General features: G+C 76.5%; 17 protein-coding genes. 7 read left to right on the forward strand and 10 right to left on the reverse strand.

Annotated features, from left to right (window positions below; all coding sequences use genetic code 11):
- Window positions 1-25: 25 nt before the first annotated feature.
- Window positions 26-568 (forward strand): hypothetical protein, encoded by a 543-nt coding sequence (locus OSB71_RS03905; RefSeq protein ID WP_265944175.1) that lies wholly within the window; start codon window positions 26-28, stop codon window positions 566-568.
- Here OSB71_RS03905 and OSB71_RS03910 read toward each other — a convergent pair.
- Genes OSB71_RS03910 through OSB71_RS03925 form a run of 4 tightly spaced genes read right to left on the reverse strand, consistent with a single transcriptional unit; the run spans window position 526 to window position 8,504 of the window.
- The gene (locus OSB71_RS03910) at window positions 526-4,962 is read right to left on the reverse strand and encodes a tetratricopeptide repeat protein (RefSeq protein ID WP_265944177.1); all 4,437 of its coding nucleotides are present in this window, start codon (window positions 4,960-4,962) and stop codon (window positions 526-528) included. The two genes, OSB71_RS03905 and OSB71_RS03910, sit on opposite strands and share 43 nt — an antisense overlap.
- Window positions 4,959-6,023, reverse strand: coding sequence for a hypothetical protein (locus OSB71_RS03915; protein ID WP_265944179.1), 1,065 nt, complete (start codon window positions 6,021-6,023; stop codon window positions 4,959-4,961). Before OSB71_RS03915 ends, OSB71_RS03910 begins: the two co-directional genes overlap by 4 nt.
- Before the next feature lie 4 nt (window positions 6,024-6,027).
- A complete protein-coding gene (locus OSB71_RS03920; protein ID WP_265944181.1) occupies window positions 6,028-7,059 on the reverse strand; it encodes an AAA family ATPase in 1,032 nt (343 codons plus the stop codon).
- Entirely contained in the window at window positions 7,056-8,504 is a 1,449-nt protein-coding gene (locus OSB71_RS03925) for a toll/interleukin-1 receptor domain-containing protein (RefSeq protein WP_265944183.1), read from the reverse strand. The genes OSB71_RS03920 and OSB71_RS03925 overlap by 4 nt, the downstream gene beginning before the upstream one ends.
- Window positions 8,505-8,822: 318 nt before the next feature.
- Here OSB71_RS03925 and OSB71_RS03930 point away from each other — a divergent pair, with 318 nt between their 5' ends.
- Window positions 8,823-9,659, forward strand: coding sequence for a M23 family metallopeptidase (locus OSB71_RS03930; RefSeq protein WP_265944185.1), 837 nt, complete (start codon window positions 8,823-8,825; stop codon window positions 9,657-9,659).
- A gap of 47 nt (window positions 9,660-9,706) precedes the next feature.
- Window positions 9,707-9,925: a hypothetical protein gene (locus OSB71_RS03935; protein ID WP_265944187.1), complete on the forward strand. Its 219-nt coding sequence runs from the start codon at window positions 9,707-9,709 to the stop codon at window positions 9,923-9,925.
- Window positions 9,926-9,950: 25 nt separating this feature from the next.
- Here OSB71_RS03935 and OSB71_RS03940 read toward each other — a convergent pair whose 3' ends face one another.
- The gene (locus OSB71_RS03940; protein ID WP_265944188.1) at window positions 9,951-10,412 is read right to left on the reverse strand and encodes an NUDIX domain-containing protein; all 462 of its coding nucleotides are present in this window, start codon (window positions 10,410-10,412) and stop codon (window positions 9,951-9,953) included.
- A gap of 181 nt (window positions 10,413-10,593) precedes the next feature.
- Complete coding sequence (locus OSB71_RS03945) at window positions 10,594-11,067, reverse strand: RrF2 family transcriptional regulator (RefSeq protein WP_265944190.1); 474 nt, start codon at window positions 11,065-11,067, stop codon at window positions 10,594-10,596.
- An 87-nt stretch (window positions 11,068-11,154) separates the two neighbouring features.
- Here OSB71_RS03945 and OSB71_RS03950 point away from each other — a divergent pair, with 87 nt between their 5' ends.
- The gene (locus OSB71_RS03950) at window positions 11,155-11,895 is read left to right on the forward strand and encodes an SDR family oxidoreductase (protein ID WP_265944192.1); all 741 of its coding nucleotides are present in this window, start codon (window positions 11,155-11,157) and stop codon (window positions 11,893-11,895) included.
- A 48-nt stretch (window positions 11,896-11,943) separates the two neighbouring features.
- Here the strand turns inward: OSB71_RS03950 and OSB71_RS03955 are convergent, their stop codons facing one another.
- The 3 genes from OSB71_RS03955 to OSB71_RS03965 all read right to left on the reverse strand — a co-directional run bounded on the left by OSB71_RS03955 (window position 11,944) and on the right by OSB71_RS03965 (window position 13,477).
- The gene (locus OSB71_RS03955; RefSeq protein WP_265944195.1) at window positions 11,944-12,222 is read right to left on the reverse strand and encodes a DUF397 domain-containing protein; all 279 of its coding nucleotides are present in this window, start codon (window positions 12,220-12,222) and stop codon (window positions 11,944-11,946) included.
- Window positions 12,223-12,374: 152 nt separating this feature from the next.
- The gene (locus OSB71_RS03960) at window positions 12,375-12,653 is read right to left on the reverse strand and encodes a DUF397 domain-containing protein (protein WP_265944197.1); all 279 of its coding nucleotides are present in this window, start codon (window positions 12,651-12,653) and stop codon (window positions 12,375-12,377) included.
- Window positions 12,650-13,477 (reverse strand): helix-turn-helix domain-containing protein, encoded by an 828-nt coding sequence (locus OSB71_RS03965; RefSeq protein WP_265944199.1) that lies wholly within the window; start codon window positions 13,475-13,477, stop codon window positions 12,650-12,652. The genes OSB71_RS03960 and OSB71_RS03965 overlap by 4 nt, the downstream gene beginning before the upstream one ends.
- Before the next feature lie 111 nt (window positions 13,478-13,588).
- Between OSB71_RS03965 and OSB71_RS03970 the strand changes: the two genes are divergently transcribed.
- On the forward strand, window positions 13,589-13,822 hold the full coding sequence (locus OSB71_RS03970) for a hypothetical protein (RefSeq protein WP_265944201.1): 234 nt from the start codon (window positions 13,589-13,591) through the stop codon (window positions 13,820-13,822).
- 35 nt (window positions 13,823-13,857) lie between these two features.
- Complete coding sequence (locus OSB71_RS03975; RefSeq protein WP_265944345.1) at window positions 13,858-14,043, forward strand: hypothetical protein; 186 nt, start codon at window positions 13,858-13,860, stop codon at window positions 14,041-14,043.
- Window positions 14,044-14,327: 284 nt separating this feature from the next.
- On the opposite strand, the gene OSB71_RS03980 is transcribed toward OSB71_RS03975, so the two are convergent.
- Window positions 14,328-16,559: an ATP-binding cassette domain-containing protein gene (locus OSB71_RS03980; protein ID WP_265944331.1), complete on the reverse strand. Its 2,232-nt coding sequence runs from the start codon at window positions 16,557-16,559 to the stop codon at window positions 14,328-14,330.
- A gap of 389 nt (window positions 16,560-16,948) precedes the next feature.
- Between OSB71_RS03980 and OSB71_RS03985 the strand changes: the two genes are divergently transcribed.
- The gene (locus OSB71_RS03985; RefSeq protein ID WP_265944204.1) at window positions 16,949-18,169 is read left to right on the forward strand and encodes a cytochrome P450; all 1,221 of its coding nucleotides are present in this window, start codon (window positions 16,949-16,951) and stop codon (window positions 18,167-18,169) included.
- Window positions 18,170-18,355 lie beyond the last annotated feature (186 nt).

Consider the following 18,355-nt stretch of genomic DNA (forward strand, 5'->3'; position numbering starts at 1 on the left):
TGCGCGGCGACGCTACGCTCGGCCGATGAGCGGGTATGCACTCACCGGGGGAGCGCACGACGGGGGCGGGGTCCGTGCCGTCGCTCGGCACGGGCGTGAGGAGGGGGTGTGGCCCATGGTCTCGGTCGCGTTGCTCGTGCAGGCCGCCATCGACGCCGCCGAGGGTGACGAGGAGCGCTGGGAGCGGCTCCTGGCCGTGGCGCACCTCCCCGACGCCGTCGCGCTCGCCTCGGGGGCGGCGCTTCCCGGCGGCGTGGCCGAACTGCTCCGGCTGGGCGAGGACCCGTACGACCTGACCCGCGCCGAGGAGGCGTTCGCCCGGCTGGCCGAGCGGGCCGTGGCCGATCCGGCGTTCGGTGGGCGGCTGGCCCAGTGGTCCGCCGACGCCCGCGCCCGGCCCGGCGTCGAGCCGCGCGGTCCGGCCCGGGACGGCGGCCCCGAGGCGCGCGGAGCCGTCTTCGCCAACAGCGTGTTCAGCGGCGGCGTCGTCCAGGGCGGGCTGCACGTCGGCGTCGGGTTCACCGTCTACAACTCGCCCGCCTCCCCGCGGGCGGGCGGCGCGGACTGACCTCCCGGGCCCGCGCGGTCGCCCGCGGGGCCCGCCCCGGTGTGCCCGCCGGCCTCCGTGCCGGTGTCGGCGCCGTCGTCCTCCAGCGCCGTGCCCGTGGCCTCGCCCGTGCTCTCGCCCGCGTCCTCGCCGTCGTCCTCCAGAGCCGCGCCGGTGTCCACGTCGTGGCCCCGGCGGGCCCGCAGCGCCTCCCGCAGCGTCTGCCGCGCCCGCGCCTCGCGGCCCAGCGTGGAGAGGACGTCGCTGAGCAGCAGCAGCGCCCCGGCCAGCCCGGACCGGTTCTGCACGAGCTGGAACGCCCGGACGCTGGCCCGCAGGGCCGTCAGCGCGGCGGGCCCGTCGTCGGAGGACAGCCGGGCCTTGGCCAGCGCGTAGAGCGCCTGCGCGCGCTGGGCGGTGTTGCCCAGTTCGGCGTGGCGCTCGGCGCTCTCGCGCAGCAGCGGTACGGCCAGGGCGTGCTCGCCGCGGGCCAGCCGGGCCAGCCCCAGGTTGTGCACCGCCTGCGCGTGCGCCGCGGCGTCGCCCGCCTCGGCGAGCTGCGGCACGGCGGTCTCCAGGACGGCGACGACGTCGTCCCAGCGGGCCAGGCGGCGCAGCGCGTTGCCGAGGTTGCTGCGCGACTGGGCGGCGGCGTGCGGGTCGCCGCTCTGGGCGTGGAGCTGCTGGGCGGCCTCGAACACCACCGTGGCCTCCTCGTCCGCCCCGGCCTCCAGCAGTGCCACCCCGTGGTCGTTGAACGCCTGCGCGGCCTCCCGTTCCATCCCCAGCCCCTGGTACAGCCGCGCGGCGGTGTCCAGGTGGGCGGCGGCCTCCGCGAACTGCGAGCGGGCCATGTGCGCCAGCGCGACGCTCCGGCGGACGTCGGCCTCGCCGCGCGCGTCGCCGTCGGCACGGTAGCCGGTGAGCGCCCGGTCCAGGGCGGCCAGCGCGTCGTCGGTGCGGCCGGTCTCCAGGAGCACGGTGCCCAGGTTCTGTTCGTGCCGGGCGCGTTCGCGGCCGCCGGTGTCGGTGACGCGCGCGGTGCGCACCGCCTCCTGGAGCTTCTCGACCGCCTCCTCCCGGCGCCCCAGCCGGTACAGGGCGGCGCCCAGGTTGCTGAGCACCTGCACGGCGGTGACGGTGCGGTGCCGGCCCACGTCGCGCAGCCGGGTGTCGGCCTCGGCGAGCACGGTGGCGGCCTCCTCGGCGCGGTCGGCGACGAGCAGGGTCGCGCCGAGGTTGCCGAGCATCTGCGCGTAGGCGGGGTCGTCGCCCTGCTGGATGTGCAGGGTGGCCGCGTCGTCGAGCGCGGCGAGCGCGGCGGCGAAGTCCCCGGTGCGGGCCATGGCCACGGCGAAGTTGTGCAGCGCCGCGACGCGGGTGAGCTGGTCGTCGTTCTCCTCGGCCCAGGCGAGCACGGGGCGCATGACCCGCAGCAGGTCGGTGAAGCAGCGCCGTTCGGTGAGGAACTCGGCCAGCGCGAGTGCGATCCGGTTGGCGGCCTCGGCCTCGCCGGCGGCCAGCAGCGCGGGCACCGTGTCCACCAGGCACACCCGTTCCTCGGCCAGCCACGCCGCCGCCTCGACGGCGGAGGCGAAGGGGGCCCCGGGCTCCCCGGGGCGGCCGCGCAGCAGCTCGTCGGCCTGCGTGACGCGGCCTTGGAGGTAGCGCGCCAGCCGCCGCAGCGCGGCGTCGCGGCCGTCCTCGCCGACGTGGTCCTGGCCGACCGCGTCCGCGTAGAGCCGCTCCACGGGGTGGAGCCGCCAGCGCTCGGGCGCGGCGCCCGGCCCCAGGAGGTGGACGGTGGCCAGCGCGCGCAGCGTGCGGGCGGTGGTGCGCGGGGTCTCGCCGAGCACGACGGCGGCGGTGGCCACGGAGAAGTCCGGGCCCGGCAGCAGGGAGAGCAGCCGGAAGGCCCGCGCCTGGGCCGCGCCGAGCCCGCGGTACACCGGCTCCAGCGTCCGGCGCAGGTGGCGCAGGGGCGTACCGGAGCGCTCGTACCGCTCGGCCAGTGCGCCGGGGGAGGTCTCCGGCTCGTCGGCCAGGGCGCCGGCCGCCAGCAGCAGGAGCGTGGGGGTCTGGCCGCAGGCGTGGGCCAGCCGCCGCGCCCCGGCCGCGTCCCGCGCGATGCGCTGGTCGTCCGGGCGGAGCGCCGCGAGGGCCGAGGCGAGGGCCGCCACCGCCGCCTCCTCCGCCAGCGGGCCGAGCGTCACCGTCGCCCCGGTGGCCGGGGCCCGGCGCCGGGTGGCGAGGACCGCCACGCCCGGTCCGGCACCGCGCGCCGCCTGTCCCCGGCGCCCCGCCTCGTCCACCAGGAGCAGCACGCGGCGGCGGCCGTGGCCGGTGGCGCGCAGCATCAGGGACAGGTACAGCTCCTCCCGCGCCCCCTCCTCGGCGGGGTGCCGGTCGGCCGGTACGCCCAGCGCCGTGAGCAGGCCGGGCCAGGGGGACGGCGCCCGGTCGGGCCGGACGTAGAGGACGCCGCCGGGGAACAGGCCGCGCCGGCGCGCGGCGTGGGCCACGTCCACCGCGAGCGCGGTCTTCCCCGAGCCGGGCAGGCCGGTGATGGTCGCGTGCGGTTCGTCGGCGCGCCGGAGCGCCTCCAGCAGCGCCTCGCGCTCCGCCTCGCGTCCGGCGAAGTGCGGCTGCCGCCGCGGGAGTCCGCTGCGGACGACCGCCTTGTGCCGGGGCGTGCCCGCCATCAGGCGCTGGACGTGCCGGTCCGCCCGGTCCGGGCCGAACCCGGTGGGCTGGCCCAGGTGGGTCGCGCGGCCGAGCAGGTCCGCGGCCCAGAAGCGGGGGGCCCGGGTGAGGGCCTCGGCGGTGGCCAGCAGCAGCACCGGGGCCCGGGTGACGTCGGTGAGCAGCTCCACCAGGGACCGGGCGGTGTCCTCGCCCGCCCGCTCGTCGTCCAGCAGCAGGTGCAGGTCGTCCAGCCACACGACGGTCTGCGAGCCGATCCGGTCCTGGGCGACGGCGTCGTGGACGGCCTCGGCCCGGTCGACGAGCGGCGGGCACCACACCCACCAGTCGGTGAGGGAGCCGCGCAGGGCCTCCCAGGCGGTGCGCGTGCAGCCGGTGGACGGCTCGCGGGCGTGCAGCACGACCAGGCGGCTGGCGTACCGGGCGGCGCGCACCTCGGCCCGCAGCGCGTCGTCGACCGACTGGGGCCGGTAGGGCGCCAGTTCGGTGTCGAGGCGGCGGTGGGGGCCGCCCACCGCGGGTCCGGTGCCGCCCGTCGCCGGGCCGGTGTCGTCCGCGGCGGGGTCGGTGCCGCCCGTCGCCGGGCCGGAGCCGGCCGCCGCGGTGCCGGAGCCGCCCTTCGCGGCCGCCGCGGGCGGTGCGCCGCGGGGCCGGACGGGCGGGGCGACGCCGAAGCCGAACGCGTCGCCGTCGGCCAGCTCCGCGACGCGCACGCCCAGCAGCGCCCGCGCCGGCCCCGGCTCCGGGCGCTGGGCCGCGGGCTCCCCGACGGCGCCCCCGTCCGGCGGACCCACCCGGTAGACGGCGCCGCGCGCGGTGCGCAGGTACACCGGGACGTGCCACACCGGCAGGGACATGCGCGCGCCGCGCGGCACCCGGAACCGCTGGGCGGCCTCCCACCGGTCGGGGTTGTCGGCGACGTCGAGGATGCGCGGCTGGGTGTCGGGGACGAGGATGCCGGACGCGGGCCAGGCGGCGTCCCCCACGGTCAGCACGGCCCCGTCGTGGCGCACCGGGAGCACGGCGTCGGGCACGCTGTCCGGCAGCGGCGGGGCGGCCCCGTGCAGCGGCCCGTACGCGGAGCCGCCCAGCACCTCGGCCAGCTCCAGCGCGGCCGGTGTGCGACGCACGCGTTCGGGGAAGCGCTCCCACGCTCCGGTGAACCAGCGCCGCAGGCCGCCGCGGCGCTCCGGGCTTTCCAGGGCCGCGCGCAGCGCCGGTTCCAGGAGGCGGTCGACGTCGGCGCCGCCGGCGTCGGCCAGCCCGGCGTCGGCGAGCAGCGCGGCCCAGGTCACGCGCTCCTCCAGCGCGAGCGCGGGGGCCAGCCGGGTGTGGGCGGCGGCGACGACCGCGCCCGCGCGGCGCACCGCGTCGCGCGGGCCGCTCTCGCTCAGCTCCCGGCACAGCAGGGCGCGCAGCGACGGCAGCAGCGCCGGGCGCAGCGCCAGGTAGGCGCCACCGCTGCGCGCGGACCAGGGCCCGAACCACAGGTCGGCCTCGACGCCGACGTCCAGGGTGGGCCGCACGGTGACGCGCATGGCGCGCAGCAGCTCCGGCTCGATCCGGGTGGCCGTGCTCAGCGCGACGGCGAGGCGGCGCACCGCCTTGGGCAGCGCGCTCGCGTCCGTCGGCGGGGCGTCGGCGGGCGGCCCGTCGGGCGGCCCGCCGGGCGTGGGCGGCGCGGTGGGCGGCGGCGCGCCGCCCGGGGTCACCACAGCACCGCCCGGGCCTGGGTGGCGGTGGTGCCGCGGTCCCACACCAGGACGGGCATGAGCGCCGTCAGCCAGCCGGGCAGCCGCTCGGCGGGCACCGGGGCGAGGGCGGTGAGCGGGCAGCCGTGCCGGTGCAGCCCGGCGGCGAACTCCCGCCAGTCCTCGACGCGCGAGGGGGCGCCGTGCGGCGCGGCGTGCACGCCGAAGTCGGACAGCACGAGCACCCGCGTCCCCGTGGCGGGCGGCCGGTAGGGCTGCCACGTCCAGCCCGGGCCGGGGCCGCTGCGGCGCAGGGGGCAGTCGGCGAAGTAGCGGACCTGGCACGCGTGCCGCCCGGCGACGGCCGCGATGCGGCGCCGGATCTCCTCCTGGTCGCGGTGGAAGGGCTGCATGCCCGGGCCCAGGTCGATCAGCACCTGCACGCCGAACCGCAGGGTGCGCACGGGCTGCCGGGGCAGCGCGGCGGGCGCGGTGCCGCGCGCCAGCTCCTCCAGCAGCCGGTCGACGTCCACCGGGCCCTCGGGGACGACGCGGGCGCAGAGCGTGTGCAGGATCGCCGCCTCCGAGCGCGGGGGCAGCAGCGGTCGGTAGCGGGCGGCGGGGGCGGGCGCGCCGCCGCCCAGCGGCCGCCCCGGGCCGCCGACCGGGGGCACCGGTCCGGGGCTGCCGCCCGCCGGGCCGCCGCCGGGTGCCGTGGCGCTCTCCTGCCCGGCGAGCGCGGGCCCGCTCCAGGCCCGCTTGCCCGGCGCGGGGCCGCGGACGCGCACCGGGTCGAGCAGCGGCAGCCCCGGGCCGGCGCCCTCGGCCGGGGGGCGGGGCGCGCGCGGGGGGCCGGGCGGGGGCGCGGCGCGCGGCGGGGACGCGGTGGACGGCACGGCCGCGTGGCCGGACGGGGCCGGGGTGGCGGCCGGGCCCCCGCCCGGCCGCTCGGCGCGCTCCAGGCCGAGCATGCCCGCGACCCGGTCGAGCGTGGCCCCGTCCACGGCGTCCGGGCCCAGGACGTGGACGGCGCGCGCGAGGTCGGCGAGCCAGTTGACGCCGCCGGCGCCTGCGGTCTCCACCGGGTCAGTCCTTGAGCTGCTGCGGTTTGACCAGCGTCATGTCGCACAGCGCCTTCCAGCGGGGGTCCGCGTCGCTCACGGTGATGCCCAGCGTGCGGCAGGCCCACAGGGCGTCCAGGTACTCGGCCGTGCTGGGCGGGCGGATGCCGTCCCGGCGCGCCCGCTCGCGCACGTCCGCGAGCTGCTTGGCGAGCGCGGTGGCCAGGGTGATGTCGGCCTCGGTGGCCTCCCCGAAGCGCCGTTCGAGGTGGCGCTGGGCGATGAGGGCCAGTTCGTCCACGGTGGCCGGGGGACGCAGCCGCGCCACCACGCAGCGCCGCAGGAACGCCTGCGGCAGCTCGCGCTCCTCGTTGGTGGTGATGACGATGAGGTGGCGCGCGGTCGCGTCCGCGCCCGCGGGGGCGCCGGCCCGGGGCTCCTCCACCCGCACCCGCTCGCCCGTCTCGGCGACCACGAAGCTGCGGGAGGCAAGCGGCACGAGCAGGCCGTTGGGCACGTCCGGGTCGGCCTTGTCGATCTCGTCGATGAGCACGACGGCGTAGTCCGGGTGGCGCCCCTTGTTGTCGGCCTCGAAGGGGTGCTCCCAGGAGTCCCGGGGGCGCCCGGCGCCTGCCCGGATCGTCGCCCGCGCCCGCCGGGTGGCGGTCCGGGGGGCGAACGCCCACCACAGCGGCCCGGGGTCGACGTAGGCGTCGTGCGTGGTGCCGACGCGGTCGCGCGGGCCCGGTCCGCGCCGTGCCGGGCGGTACCGCAGCGCCTGCGCGTCGGCCAGCCGGCGCACGGCGTCGAAGCTCCACTGGAGGTCGCGGGCGCGGGTCTGCGAGGTGACGACGAACTCGTAGTAGCGCCAGCCGTGCTGCTCGGCGTACCAGGGGGCCATCGAGGACTTGCCCGAGCCCGGTTCGCCGCGCAGCAGCAGGGGGCGCCCGGTGGCCAGCGCCACCTGGACGGCCAGGTCGAGGTCGTCGGGCATCACGTAGACGAGGCCGGGCTCCCCGTTCGGCGTCGCGGCCGCGGTGGCCTGGGGCGTGGTCATGGGTTCACCTTCACGGAGTCGGACGTGGTGACCGCCCCGGCCAGGCTGCGCCCCAGCCGGTAGGCGGTGAGTTCGCTCTCGGGGGTCGGCGCCGGCCGGACGGGCACGGCGTGCGCGAGGCCGTGGCGGTGCAGCTCCGCCGGTTCCGGCAGGCCGCCGGGCAGCAGCACGACGACGAGCAGCCAGGGGAAGTCGCCGTGCAGCTCCCGGGTGACGGTGGCGATCTCCCCGAGCGTGTACGGGCCGGCGCTGAGCACCAGGTACTCGTGGACGGCCCGGGGCCGCACGGTGGTGGTGTCCAGCGGGGCCCACGGGGGGACGTCGAACACCTCGCGCAGCTCCGTCCGGCAGGCCGCGCGCAGCGCCTCCGTGCCGGTGCTCTCGTCGGCGGGCAGCTCGGCGGCCAGGCCCAGGTGCCGCAGGCGGTAGCTGTCCGGCGCCATGTACACCGCGCGGCGCACGTGCTGCTCGGCGGTCCAGGGGTCGCGCGCGGTGAAGAGCAGCACCGGGCCCTGGCCGCCGGTGCCGGGGCCGGTGGGGGCGTCGGCCGGGTCGGCGTCCTCCGGCTGCGGACCGGCCTCCGGCCGCTCCCCGGCGCCCGGCTCGGCGGGCTCGTGCGCCGCGTAGGCGTCGGGCGGCTTGCGGTCCGGGGCGTCGGGCGGCAGGAAGCAGCGGGCGGCGTCCGGGTCCACCCACACGGGCAGCACCTCGTCGGCGAGCTGACCCAGCCGCCCCGGGTCCAGGCCCGGACGCAGCCGGGCGACGGCGTCGGGTAAGCGCTCGGCCGTGTCGGCGCGCAGCAGCCGGTGGGCGAGGTAGACCTCGGCGCCGATCCTGGCCCGCAGCAGCACCCGCTCGGAGTCGTCCATGCCCAGGGCCACGGCGGCGTCCATGAGCGCGTCCGGGCTCTCCCGGCGCGCCGTCTCCAGGTAGCGGGCCACGCGCAGCGTCCAGTCGTGGAACCGCCTGGCGGTGCCCCCGGGCGCGGTGACCGGGGCGAACTCCCCGAGGATCCACTCCACGACCCGGGCGACGCCGTCGTCCTCGGGCAGCGGCTGGTGGGCGCGGTGGCTGAGCGCGGCGTGCACCTTCACCAGCGAGCCGAAGCCGCGCTCACGGGCGGTGTGGGTCCTCACCCCGCCGAGGAAGCCGGGCAGCACGGCGTGCAGGCTGCGCACGAAGTACCGCGACATCAGGACCTCGGCCTCGCGGCGCACCCAGTCAGACTCGGCGACCGTGTTGGGCCCCAGCAGCACCACGGCGGCGTCGCACAGGTACATCTCGTGGAAGAGCTGGGGGTGCCACTCGTCCCCGGCACGCAGCGAGTCCACGTCCCGGAACACGTCGTAGTCGCGGGCGTCGAGAGCCGTCACGATCAGGTCCAGGGCCTCCCGCACGCATGCGTCCTTGCCCGCCCCGTGGCTGATGAAGACCTTCGGCCGCATGGTTCTCCCGCGTGTGCTGCCCGCCCGTCACTCTCTGCTGCGACGCCAGTTGATTGTTCCCGAGTTCCGCGCCCGGCGCAGGGGGTTCGGCAAGCCACGCCGGACGCCTGACGGATGTCACGGGGAACCCGCCCGGCGGGCGGTTAGCGTGGGGGTACGCGCGGCCCGGGGCGGACGGGGAGCCGGAGACGGACGGGAATCCCGGGACGGACATGGCCCCGGGGCGGACGGGCGGCCCGGGACGGATGTGAGGCCGCGCCGGACGTGGCGCACGGAGCGCCCCGGCGGCGGGGCGGGCGAGGGAAGGAGGGCGCGCCGGTGGTGCGCAGGTGGCGGAACGTGTGCTTCTACCTCGGCGCGGCCGGGGTCCTGGTGGGGGCCGGGGCCTCGCTGGCGGTGTGGTCCGCGGGCGTGGTGCTGCTGGCCGTGTCGGCGGTGGGCCACGGGCTGTTCCACCGCGCCCGGGTCCGGACGCAGGCGGGTCTTGGGCCGCGCGCGGTGGCGGTGCCGGTCGCGGGGCGGTGGCGGGCGATGAACAGCCCGGCCGACCGGGTGCCGAGCCACGGCGTGCACACCTGCGCGCAGACGTACGCGGTCGACGTCGTGCACGAGCCGGAGGACGGCGCCCGGCGGCCCGGGTTCGGGTGGTGGCCCCTGATGCGGCGGCCGGAGGAGTTCCCGGCGTTCGGGGTGCCGGTGCGCGCGTCCGCCGAGGGCGTCGTCGTCCGGGTGGGCGACGGTCAGCGCGACCACCTGAGCCGGACGTCCTGGCCCGTGCTGCCGTACCTGTTCGCCGAGGGCCTGGTGCGGCAGGCGCTCGGGGGGCGCTTCCTGGTCGGCAACCACGTCGTCGTGGACCTCGGTGACGGGGTGTACGCGCTGGCCGCGCACCTGAGGCGCGGCTCGGCCGCCGTGGCCGTGGGCGACCGGGTGGGCGTGGGCGACGTGCTCGGGCGGTGCGGGAACTCCGGCAACTCCTCGGAGCCGCACGTCCACTTCCAGCTCATGACCGGGCCGGACTTCCGGCACGCGTTCGGTCACCCCTTCGCGTGGACCTACCGGGCCGGGGGCGAGACGCGCACCGGCGTCCCGGCGGGCGGTGAGCTGTTCACCGCGTCCGGACCGCACGGTGTGGCCGAGCGCACGTCCGGGTAGCGCGCCGCCGGGATGCGCGCGGTGGGACGGCGTCGCACGCTGGACGCATGGCAGCCATCACCGTGCACCGGCCGGGCCGGACGGGCGGCCGCCGGGTGACCGCGCGCTCCGGCGGCGTGGAGACGATCCTCGGCACCGCCTACCGCGACGCGGACCTGATCGAGTTCCTGCGCCGGGCCGGGGCCCCGGACCCGGAGGGCGCGGCCGACGACCCGGAGTGGGTCGAGTGGCGCGGCGGGCGCCCGCACGAGTGGACGGCCGCCTGACCCCGCGCCGGGGGCGGCCCGCCGCTCAGCCGGGTTCGGGCGAGCGGTGGATGAGCGCCCGGTGCGCGGGCTGGAGCTGGTCGGGCAGCGCGTCGGGGGAGAACCAGCCGGCGTCGAGGATCTCGAACGGGTCCAGCCGCAGGGCGCCGCCGAGGAGTTCTGCCTCGTAGGCGACCTCCAGCCGGAGCCGGAACCCGCTCTTCAGGCGCACCAGTTCCCCGGCGCGCACGTCGAGGTCCGTCTCCTCCTTCACCTCGCGCTCGACGGTGCGGGAGAACTCTTCGCCGCGCACGGCGAACCCGGACGGCAGGCCCCACTGCCGGTCGGCCGACCACATGCGGTGCCGCAGCAGCAGCACGCGGCCCTCCGCGTCGCGGACGACGCCGGTGACGCCGACCATGAACGTGGCGTTGGTCAGCCACAGCAGGCGCCACTGGGCCGTGCCGCGCAGCGCGTGCCACACCCGCGCCGCGAGCCGTTTCAGCATGGTGGGGCTCCCTCGGGTCGCGGGGTCGCGGCTCGCGCGGGCGGGCCGTCGGGCGGGTACGGGGCACGCGGCACGCGGCCCGCCCGCCACCGCACGACGGCCGCGGCGGCAGCGCCGCGGGGCGACGCCGGGACGCCACGATAGCCGTTCACCCCGGTGGCCGAACCCGCCCCGCGCGGGGTCAGCCCGGGCCGGTCAGGAGGCGGCGGGTGCGGGCGGGCGCGGAGGCGGGGATGGCGGCGAGGACACCGGCCAGGGTGGTCGCGGCCAGGCTGGCGCGCCAGGCGTCGTGCGCCTCGGCCATCTTCGCGGCGAGCACGCACGTGTGCCGGCACTGCTCCGGCGGCAGCGCGCCCCGCCCCTGCTGGCGGATCTCGCGGCACTCGTAGGGGGAGGACGCGCCGTCGACCGCCTCGACGATCTGGAGCAGCGTGATCTCCCCGGCCGCCCGCGCGAGCCGGAAGCCGCCGCGCGGGCCGGTGGACGCGGTCAGCACCCCGGCGCGGACGAGGGCCTTGAGCTGCTTGGCGAGGTAGGGCGCCGGGAGGTCGAAGTACCGGGCGAGCTGCGCGGTGGACGCGGCGGCCCCCGGTTCGAGCTGCGCCAGCGTCGTGGCGCAGTGCAGGACCCATTCCGTACTCGCAGGCAGCTTCACGAGTACCGAGTGTATCGAAGACATGGTGGACCTGTTTAGTCCGTGATACGTTCCGGCGCACAGGACGGAACGACGAGGGGGAACGTCATGCGCATCGCTGTCGCCGGGGCCACGGGCAACATCGGCAGGCTCACCGTCACCGCGCTGGAGCGCGCGGGGCACGAGGTCGCACGGATCAGCCGCTCACTCGGGGCCGACGTCCTCACCGGTGCCGGGCTCGACGCCGCGCTGGCGGGCGCCGAGGCGGTCGTCGACGCCACCAACTGCACCGCCACCGAGCACGCGGAGGCGGTGGCCTGGTTCGGCACCGCCACGCGGAACCTGCTGGACGCCGGGGAGCGCGCCGGGGTCCGCCACCACGTGCTGCTCTCGATCGCCGGGATGGACCGCGTCGAGGGCAACGCCCACTACGCCGGCAAGCGGGAGCAGGAACGCCTGGTCGCCGGCGGCCCGGTGCCGTGGACGATCCTCCCGGCGACCCAGTTCCACGACTTCGCGGAGATGGTCTCCGGCTGGACCGAGCACGACGGGGTGGCCGCCGTTCCGCCGCTGCTCGTGCAGCCGGTGGCCCCGGCGGACGTGGCCGACGTGCTCGCCGAGCTCGCCGTGGGCCCGCCCCGGGGGCGGTACGCCGAACTGGCCGGGCCCGAGCCGCACGACCTGGTGGAGCTGGCCCGCCGCACCCACGCGGCACGCGGCCGCACGGTGCGCGTCGAACCGCGCTGGGCGGTGTTCGGCCCCCAGACCCCACGCGACGCCCTGCTACCCGCCAAAACCGCCCGCATCGCCCCCACCCCGTTCACCACCTGGCTCGCACAGCAGCGCTAGGACGTTGCAGGCCACGCGTGGCCCGTGGCCGGAGGTGTGCGGGGTGCGCTACGCGCGGACGTTGGCGATGAAGGTCGTCCAGGCGGTTGCGGGGAAGACGAGGGTGCCGCCGTGGGGCTGCTTGCTGTCTCGGACGGGTACGACGCCGTCGATGCCGTCGGCGACTTCGAGGCAGTCCCCGCCGGTGCCGTTGCTGTGGGTGGACTTGCGCCACTGCGCGGCGCCGGGGAAGTCGCGTGCCACCTCTACGCAGTTGCCGCCGGTGTTGTTGCTGTGGGTGGACTTGGACCAGGTGGCAGTGGTCAAATCGAGTGTTCCGTGCGTCATGGGTGTGGCTCCTTCGTCGTGACCGGGATCAGGTGTCCTGGGTTGCCGGTGTGAGGCGGGAACCCACGGCAGGTCGCAGGCACGGGGCGCGTCGGGTGACGTGGCCCGTGCCTGACCGTCTTCTGGTGTGGTGACGAGGCGCAAAGGGCGTGTTACGCGCGGACGTTGGCGATGAAGGTCGCCCAGGCGGTTGCGGGGAAGACGAGGGTGCCGCCGTGGGGCTGCTTGCTGTCTCGGACGGGTACGACGCCGTCGATGCCGTCGGCGACTTCGAGGCAGTTCCCGCCGGTGTTGTCGCTGTGGGTGGACTTGCGCCACTGGGCGGCGCCGGGGAAGTCGCGTGCCACCTCTACACAGTCGCCACCGGTGTTGTTGCTGTGGCTGGACTTGCCCCAGGTTGCAGCACTCAGATCGGGCGTCCTGTGCGTCATGGGTATAGCTCCTTCATCGTGTCCCGGATCAGGCGTTCCGAGGCCGCCGGGGTGAGGGCGTGAACCTGCAACACGTCGTAGGCATGAGCGTATCGGGTGACGCGCTCTGGGGCCTCCACCAGTTCACCGCTGTTGTAGCCCTCCAGGTAGGCCACGTCCGGTCCGTCCGGGAGCGACAGGAGCGTGAGCGATCCGCCGGTGATGGGGTGGCGCTCGGCTTCAAAGGGCAGCACTTGGAGCGTGATGTGCGGGCGCTTGGTGGCCGTCAGCAGATAGCCGAGCTGCTCGTGCATGGTGCTCTTCTCACCCACTCGGCGCCGCAGCGCCGTCTCGTCCAGAACCGCCCAGAGAAAGGGTGGTTCCTCTTTCTCAAGTAGCAGGCATCGGCTGACACGGGCCTCCACCTGCCGGTCGAGCTCCTCTTCGCTGAGGTGGGGCAGCCCTTCCCGCAGCGACGCCCGCGCGTACGCGGGGGTCTGGAGCAGGCCGGGAACGGACTGGGCCGTGTACTCCAGCATCTTGACGGCACGGGCCTGCTTCTCCATGAACTCGCGTGCCCAGTCCACGTACGACTCGCGGGTCATGTGCCACCACAGGTCCTTGATCTCGCCGTCGGCCTCCAGGGCGAGGTCGAGGGACTCGGCCAGGGCCATCGGGGGCGGGTCGGTCGCCAGCTCGATCTGCGCGATGCGGTTGTGCGAGACGTGGACGTGGCAGCCGAGCTGCTTCTGCGTCCAGCCCAGGGCCTCGCGGCGCTTGCGGACGCGGGAACCGAGGTAGTCGGCCATCGATGCACGGGGGTCAAGGTCTTTGGGAGCAGGCATCGTTGCCTCTTTTCAGCCTTCTGGTCCTGAAGGGCTTGACACTCCCCATCGTAGGCTTCACCGGCCACGCTGTGTACCAAACGGGGATACCCAACGTGAAAGGCGAGACGCATGGCAATGACCGAGGGGCGACGGTTGGCTCTTGAGCGGTTGCGGAGAGCCGAGGAGGCGGTGAACGACCTCCGCGACGAGCTGGGGCGCGCGGGGCTGGTGCTGCCCTCGCTGCGCATCGACCCCGTGTCGGCGGCCGGAAACGAACCCTCACCGCTGATCGACCTGGGCCGGTGCAACGTCGAGACGGCGCGGCGGCTCGCTGCGGTGCTGCGGCACCGGAAGCAGACGTGACGCCGCCGTCGCCGCCGCCGCGCGGAGCCTGCGTCGTGGACCAGCGCTCCGGACGTGTCGGCGAGGTGATGGACCACCAGGGCCGGTACGTCCAGCTCCGCCCGCTGCTGGGCGGGCGCGAGTGGGACTGCCCGCCGGAGGACGTGCGGCTCGCGACGCCGGAGGAGCGGTTGGGCGCCAAGCTGACGGAGCTGAACCGGCGCAGCCGCGCGCTGCCCTGACCGGCGGGCGGCTCCGCGTGCGCGAGCGGTCGGCGCGCGGTGTGCGGGGCGCCGCGTCGGCGGGGTCAAGTGGGTGGGCGCCCCTACCGAGTGAACTCCGGCGGGGTCTCCGCGCCGCCGGGCACGTCCTCGGTGCGCGGCGCCGACGCCTCCGCCCGCGCCGACGCCTCCGCCCGCGCCGACGCCTCCGCCCGCGCCGACGCCTCTGCCCGCGCCGACGCCTCCGCCCGCGACCGGTGCCGGCGCCCCCGCGCGGGGCACCGGCACCGGCCCCGGCGAGCGGTTCAGCGGGCGACGTACTCGCGCAGGTGGCGGGCCGTCAGCGTGTCGGCGTTTGCGACGAGGTCGGCGGGGGTGCCGGTGAAGACGACGCGGCCGCCGTCGTGGCCCGCGCCGGGGCCCAGGTCCACGATCCAGTCCGCGTGGGCCATGACCGCCTGGTGGTGCTCGATGACGACCACCGTGTTGCCCGCGTCCACCAGCCGGTCCAGCAGCGCGAGGAGCTGGTCGACGTCGGCCAGGTGCAGGCCGGTCGTCGGCTCGTCCAGGATGTAGGTGGCCGCCTTCTCCGCCATGTGGATGGCCAGCTTCAGCCGTTGCCGCTCGCCGCCGGAGAGCGTGGTGAGCGGCTGGCCCAGGCGCAGGTAGCCCAGGCCCACGTCGGTCAGCCGGGACAGGACGGTGTGCGCCTGGCCGGTGGGGAAGAACGCGTGGGCCTCGGCGACGGACATGCCGAGCACCTCGCTGATGTTCTTGCCGCGCAGGGTGTAGGTCAGCACCTCGGGCGTGAAGCGCCGGCCCTCGCACTGCTCGCACACCGAGGCGACCCCGGCCATCATCGCCAGGTCGGTGTAGATCACTCCCAGGCCGTTGCACTTCGGGCAGGCGCCCGCGGAGTTGGCGCTGAAGAGGGCGGCCTTGACGCCGTTGGCCTTGGCGAACGCGGTGCGGATCGGACCGAGCAGGCCGGTGTAGGTGGCCGGGTTGCTGCGCCGGGAGCCGCGGATGGGCGACTGGTCGGCGACGACGACGCCCTCCCGGCCGGGCAGCGAGCCGTGGACGAGGGAGGACTTGCCCGACCCGGCCACGCCGGTGACGACGGTGAGCACGCCGAGCGGGAGGTCCACGCTCACGTCGCGCAGGTTGTGCAGGCTGGCCCCGGTGATGGGCAGGCGGCCACGCGGCGTGCGCACGGACTCCTTCAGCCGCGCCCGGTGCCCGAGGTGGCGCCCGGTGAGCGTGTCGGACGCGGCGAGTCCGGCGACGTCGCCGGTGTAGCGGATCTCGCCGCCCTCCGTGCCCGCGCCGGGGCCCAGGTCCACCACGTGGTCCGCGATGGCGATGACCTCCGGCTTGTGCTCGACCACCAGCACCGTGTTGCCCTTGTCGCGCAGCCGCAGCAGCAGGTCGTTCATGCGCGCGATGTCGTGCGGGTGCAGGCCGGTCGTCGGCTCGTCGAACACGTACGTCACGTCGGTGAGGCTGGAGCCGAGGTGGCGGACCATCTTCACCCGCTGCGACTCGCCGCCGGAGAGGGTGGAGGTGGGCCGGTCCAGGCTCAGGTAGCCCAGGCCGATCTCGACCAGGCCGTCCAGCAGGTCCAGCAGGTTGTGCAGCAGCGGGCCGACGGACGCGCCGTCCACGCGGCGCAGGAACGCGGCCAGGTCGTCGATCTGCATCGCGGCGCACTCGGCGATGTTGACGCCGTCGATGCGGGAGGCCAGGGCGGCGGCGTTCAGCCGGGCGCCCCCGCAGGCGGGGCAGTCGGCGAAGACGACGGCGCGGTCGACGAAGGCCCGGATGTGCGGCTGCATCGCCTCCCGGTCCTTGGCCAGATACACCCGCTGGATCTTGGGGAGCAGGCCCTCGTACGTGACGTTGTGCGTGCCGACCTTCAGCTTGGTGGCGGGCTTGTGGAGGAAGTCCTCCCACTGCTCGGGGGTGTAGTCCTTCAGCGGCAGCGCGGGGTCGAAGAGCCCGGAGTGGGCGATGACCTGCCAGTACCAGGAGTCGACGGAGAAGCCCGGCGCGGTGATGGCGCCCTTGTCGAGGGACAGCTCGCGGTCGACGAGCTGGTCGACGTCCACGGTGGAGCGCTGGCCCAGGCCCTCGCACTCCGGACACATGCCCTCGGCCTGGTTGAAGCTGAACGCGCCGGAGGAGCCCACGTGCGGCGTGCCCAGGCGGCTGTAGACGATCCGCAGCATCGTGAACGCGTCGGTGGCCGTGCCGACGGTGGAGCGCGCGTTGGCCCCCATCCGCTCCTGGTCGACGACGATGGCGGCGCTCAGGTTGTGCAGCCCGTCCACGTCCGGGCGGCTCGGGCTGCCCATGAACGACTGGAGGAACGCGGTGTAGGTCTCGTTGATCAGACGCTGCGACTCGGCGGCGATCGTGCCGAAGACGAGCGAGGACTTCCCGGAGCCGGAGACGCCGGTGAAGACGGTCAGCCGGCGCTTGGGCAGGTCGAGGTCCACGTCGCGCAGGTTGTTCACCCGCGCGCCGCGCACCTGGATGGTGGTGTGCGCGTCGGCGGGCTGGAGCGCGGCGGGGTGTGCGGTGTGCTGCGCGGTGGACGGGGTGGCGGGCTGTGCGGTGTGCTGCGCGGCGGTCGGAGCGGCGGACGGTTCGGAGTGCACGCGGTGGTCCCCCTGCGTCGAAGACGGTTCTGCGTACAGCGTACGCGGTAGCGGAAGTGCGGCGCGACCGCTTTTCCACCCCGCACCGGCCCCCTCCTCGGCGCGGGGCGGGCGGCGCGACGCCCCGCGGGCGCGCCCGGTGCGCCCGGCGCCCGCCCGCCGTCGCGCCGCCCGCCCGGAACCCGAAGGCTCACCCGGCCCGGCCCTGCCCGGCACGGTGGGGCCGGGGGCGGTTTCCCACGCCCGCCCCGGGGCACCCCGCGGCCATGGACAGCACGCTCGCGCTCGCCACCGAAGGTTACGCCTGGCTCCCCGACCTGTGGCGCCGACGGCAGGGCCCGCTCGTCCGCACCCGGCTGCTGGGACGCCGCGCGGTCGCGCTGCGCGGCGTCGACGCGGTGCGCTTCTTCTACGACGAGCGGCACGTCCAGCGGCGCACGGCGCTGCCGGAGCCGGTCGTCGCCACCCTGTTCGGGCACGGCGCCGTGCACACCCTCGACGGCACCGCGCACCGGACGCGCAAGGCCCTCTTCACCCACCTGCTCAGCGACGCCGACGACGTCTCCGCGCTCACCGACGAGGTCACGGCGGCCTGGGACGCGGCCGTGCCCGCGTGGGCCGACCGCGCGGAGGTGGTTCTCTTCGACGAGGCGAGCGTGGTGCTCACGCGCGCCGTCACCCGCTGGGCGGGCGTCCCCCAGGGCGACGAGGCCGCAACGCGGGCGCTGGCGGCCGACCTCGTCGCCATGGTGGACGGGTTCGCGACCCTGGGCCCCCGGCACTGGCGCGCCCGGCGCGCCCGCGCCCGGCAGGAGGCGCGGCTCGCCGAGCTCGTCGAGGCCGTGCGCGCTCGGGACGCCGCCGCGCCCGAGGGCTCCGCGCTCGCCGCCGTCGCCGCCCACCGGGACGCCGACGGTGTGCCGCTGTCCGCCCGGGTGGCCGCCGTCGAACTGCTCAACGTGCTGCGGCCCACGGTCGCGGTGACCTGGTTCGCCGCCTTCGCCGCCCACGCCCTGCACCGCTGGCCCGAACACCGCGCGGAGCTGGCCGACCCCGCCTACGCCCACGCCTTCGCCGACGAGGTGCGGCGCTTCTACCCCTTCGCGCCCTTCGTCGCGGGCCACGCCGTGGACGACCTGACCTGGCGCGGCGAACCGATCGCCGCCGGCACCCTGGTGCTGCTCGACCTCTACGGCCAGAACCACGACCCCGCGCTGTGGGACGAGCCCTACACCTTCCGCCCCGCCCGCTTCACCGGCCGCGCCACCGACCCGGACGCGCTCGTCCCGCAGGGCGGCGGCGACCCCGCCACCGGCCACCGCTGCCCCGGCGAACCCGTCACCCGCGCCCTGCTGGCCACCCTCGCCGACCGGCTCGCCGCGCTCCCGTACGAACTGCCCGACCAGGACCTCACCATCCCCCTGACCCGCATCCCCACCCGCCCCCACGACGCCATCCGCCTCCACATCCCGAAGCCGCCAGCCTGAACCCCACCACCGGCCCCGCCGGGACGGTGACAGGTGGGCTCACCGAACAGTCAGAGCGGCCGGTTACCTGCCACGTATGGCGGAAAACCCCCTGGAGCCGAGTGGGGCGGCCCCCTTGGATGGCCTGTGCGGCTCGGCAACGCTTTGCTCGCTCCCGGCCCCAAGGCGAGACCGGAGTACCGGTGT

The sequence above is a fragment of the Streptomyces marinisediminis genome (assembly GCF_026262575.1).
Classification (GTDB): Bacteria; Actinomycetota; Actinomycetes; order Streptomycetales; family Streptomycetaceae; genus Streptomyces; species Streptomyces marinisediminis.

Excerpts from the sequence above, each read along its gene's own strand:
- OSB71_RS03905 (WP_265944175.1), top strand. The coding sequence starts at position 26 with ATGAGCGGGTATGCACTCACCGGGGGAGCGCACGACGGGGGCGGGGTC.
- OSB71_RS03920 (WP_265944181.1), bottom strand. The coding sequence starts at position 7,059 with ATGACCACGCCCCAGGCCACCGCGGCCGCGACGCCGAACGGGGAGCCC.
- OSB71_RS03925 (WP_265944183.1), bottom strand. The coding sequence starts at position 8,504 with ATGCGGCCGAAGGTCTTCATCAGCCACGGGGCGGGCAAGGACGCATGC.
- OSB71_RS03935 (WP_265944187.1), top strand. The coding sequence starts at position 9,707 with ATGGCAGCCATCACCGTGCACCGGCCGGGCCGGACGGGCGGCCGCCGG.
- OSB71_RS03940 (WP_265944188.1), bottom strand. The coding sequence starts at position 10,412 with ATGCTGAAACGGCTCGCGGCGCGGGTGTGGCACGCGCTGCGCGGCACG.
- OSB71_RS03950 (WP_265944192.1), top strand. The coding sequence starts at position 11,155 with ATGCGCATCGCTGTCGCCGGGGCCACGGGCAACATCGGCAGGCTCACC.
- OSB71_RS03955 (WP_265944195.1), bottom strand. The coding sequence starts at position 12,222 with ATGACGCACGGAACACTCGATTTGACCACTGCCACCTGGTCCAAGTCC.
- OSB71_RS03960 (WP_265944197.1), bottom strand. The coding sequence starts at position 12,653 with ATGACGCACAGGACGCCCGATCTGAGTGCTGCAACCTGGGGCAAGTCC.
- OSB71_RS03965 (WP_265944199.1), bottom strand. The coding sequence starts at position 13,477 with ATGCCTGCTCCCAAAGACCTTGACCCCCGTGCATCGATGGCCGACTAC.
- OSB71_RS03970 (WP_265944201.1), top strand. The coding sequence starts at position 13,589 with ATGGCAATGACCGAGGGGCGACGGTTGGCTCTTGAGCGGTTGCGGAGA.
- OSB71_RS03985 (WP_265944204.1), top strand. The coding sequence starts at position 16,949 with ATGGACAGCACGCTCGCGCTCGCCACCGAAGGTTACGCCTGGCTCCCC.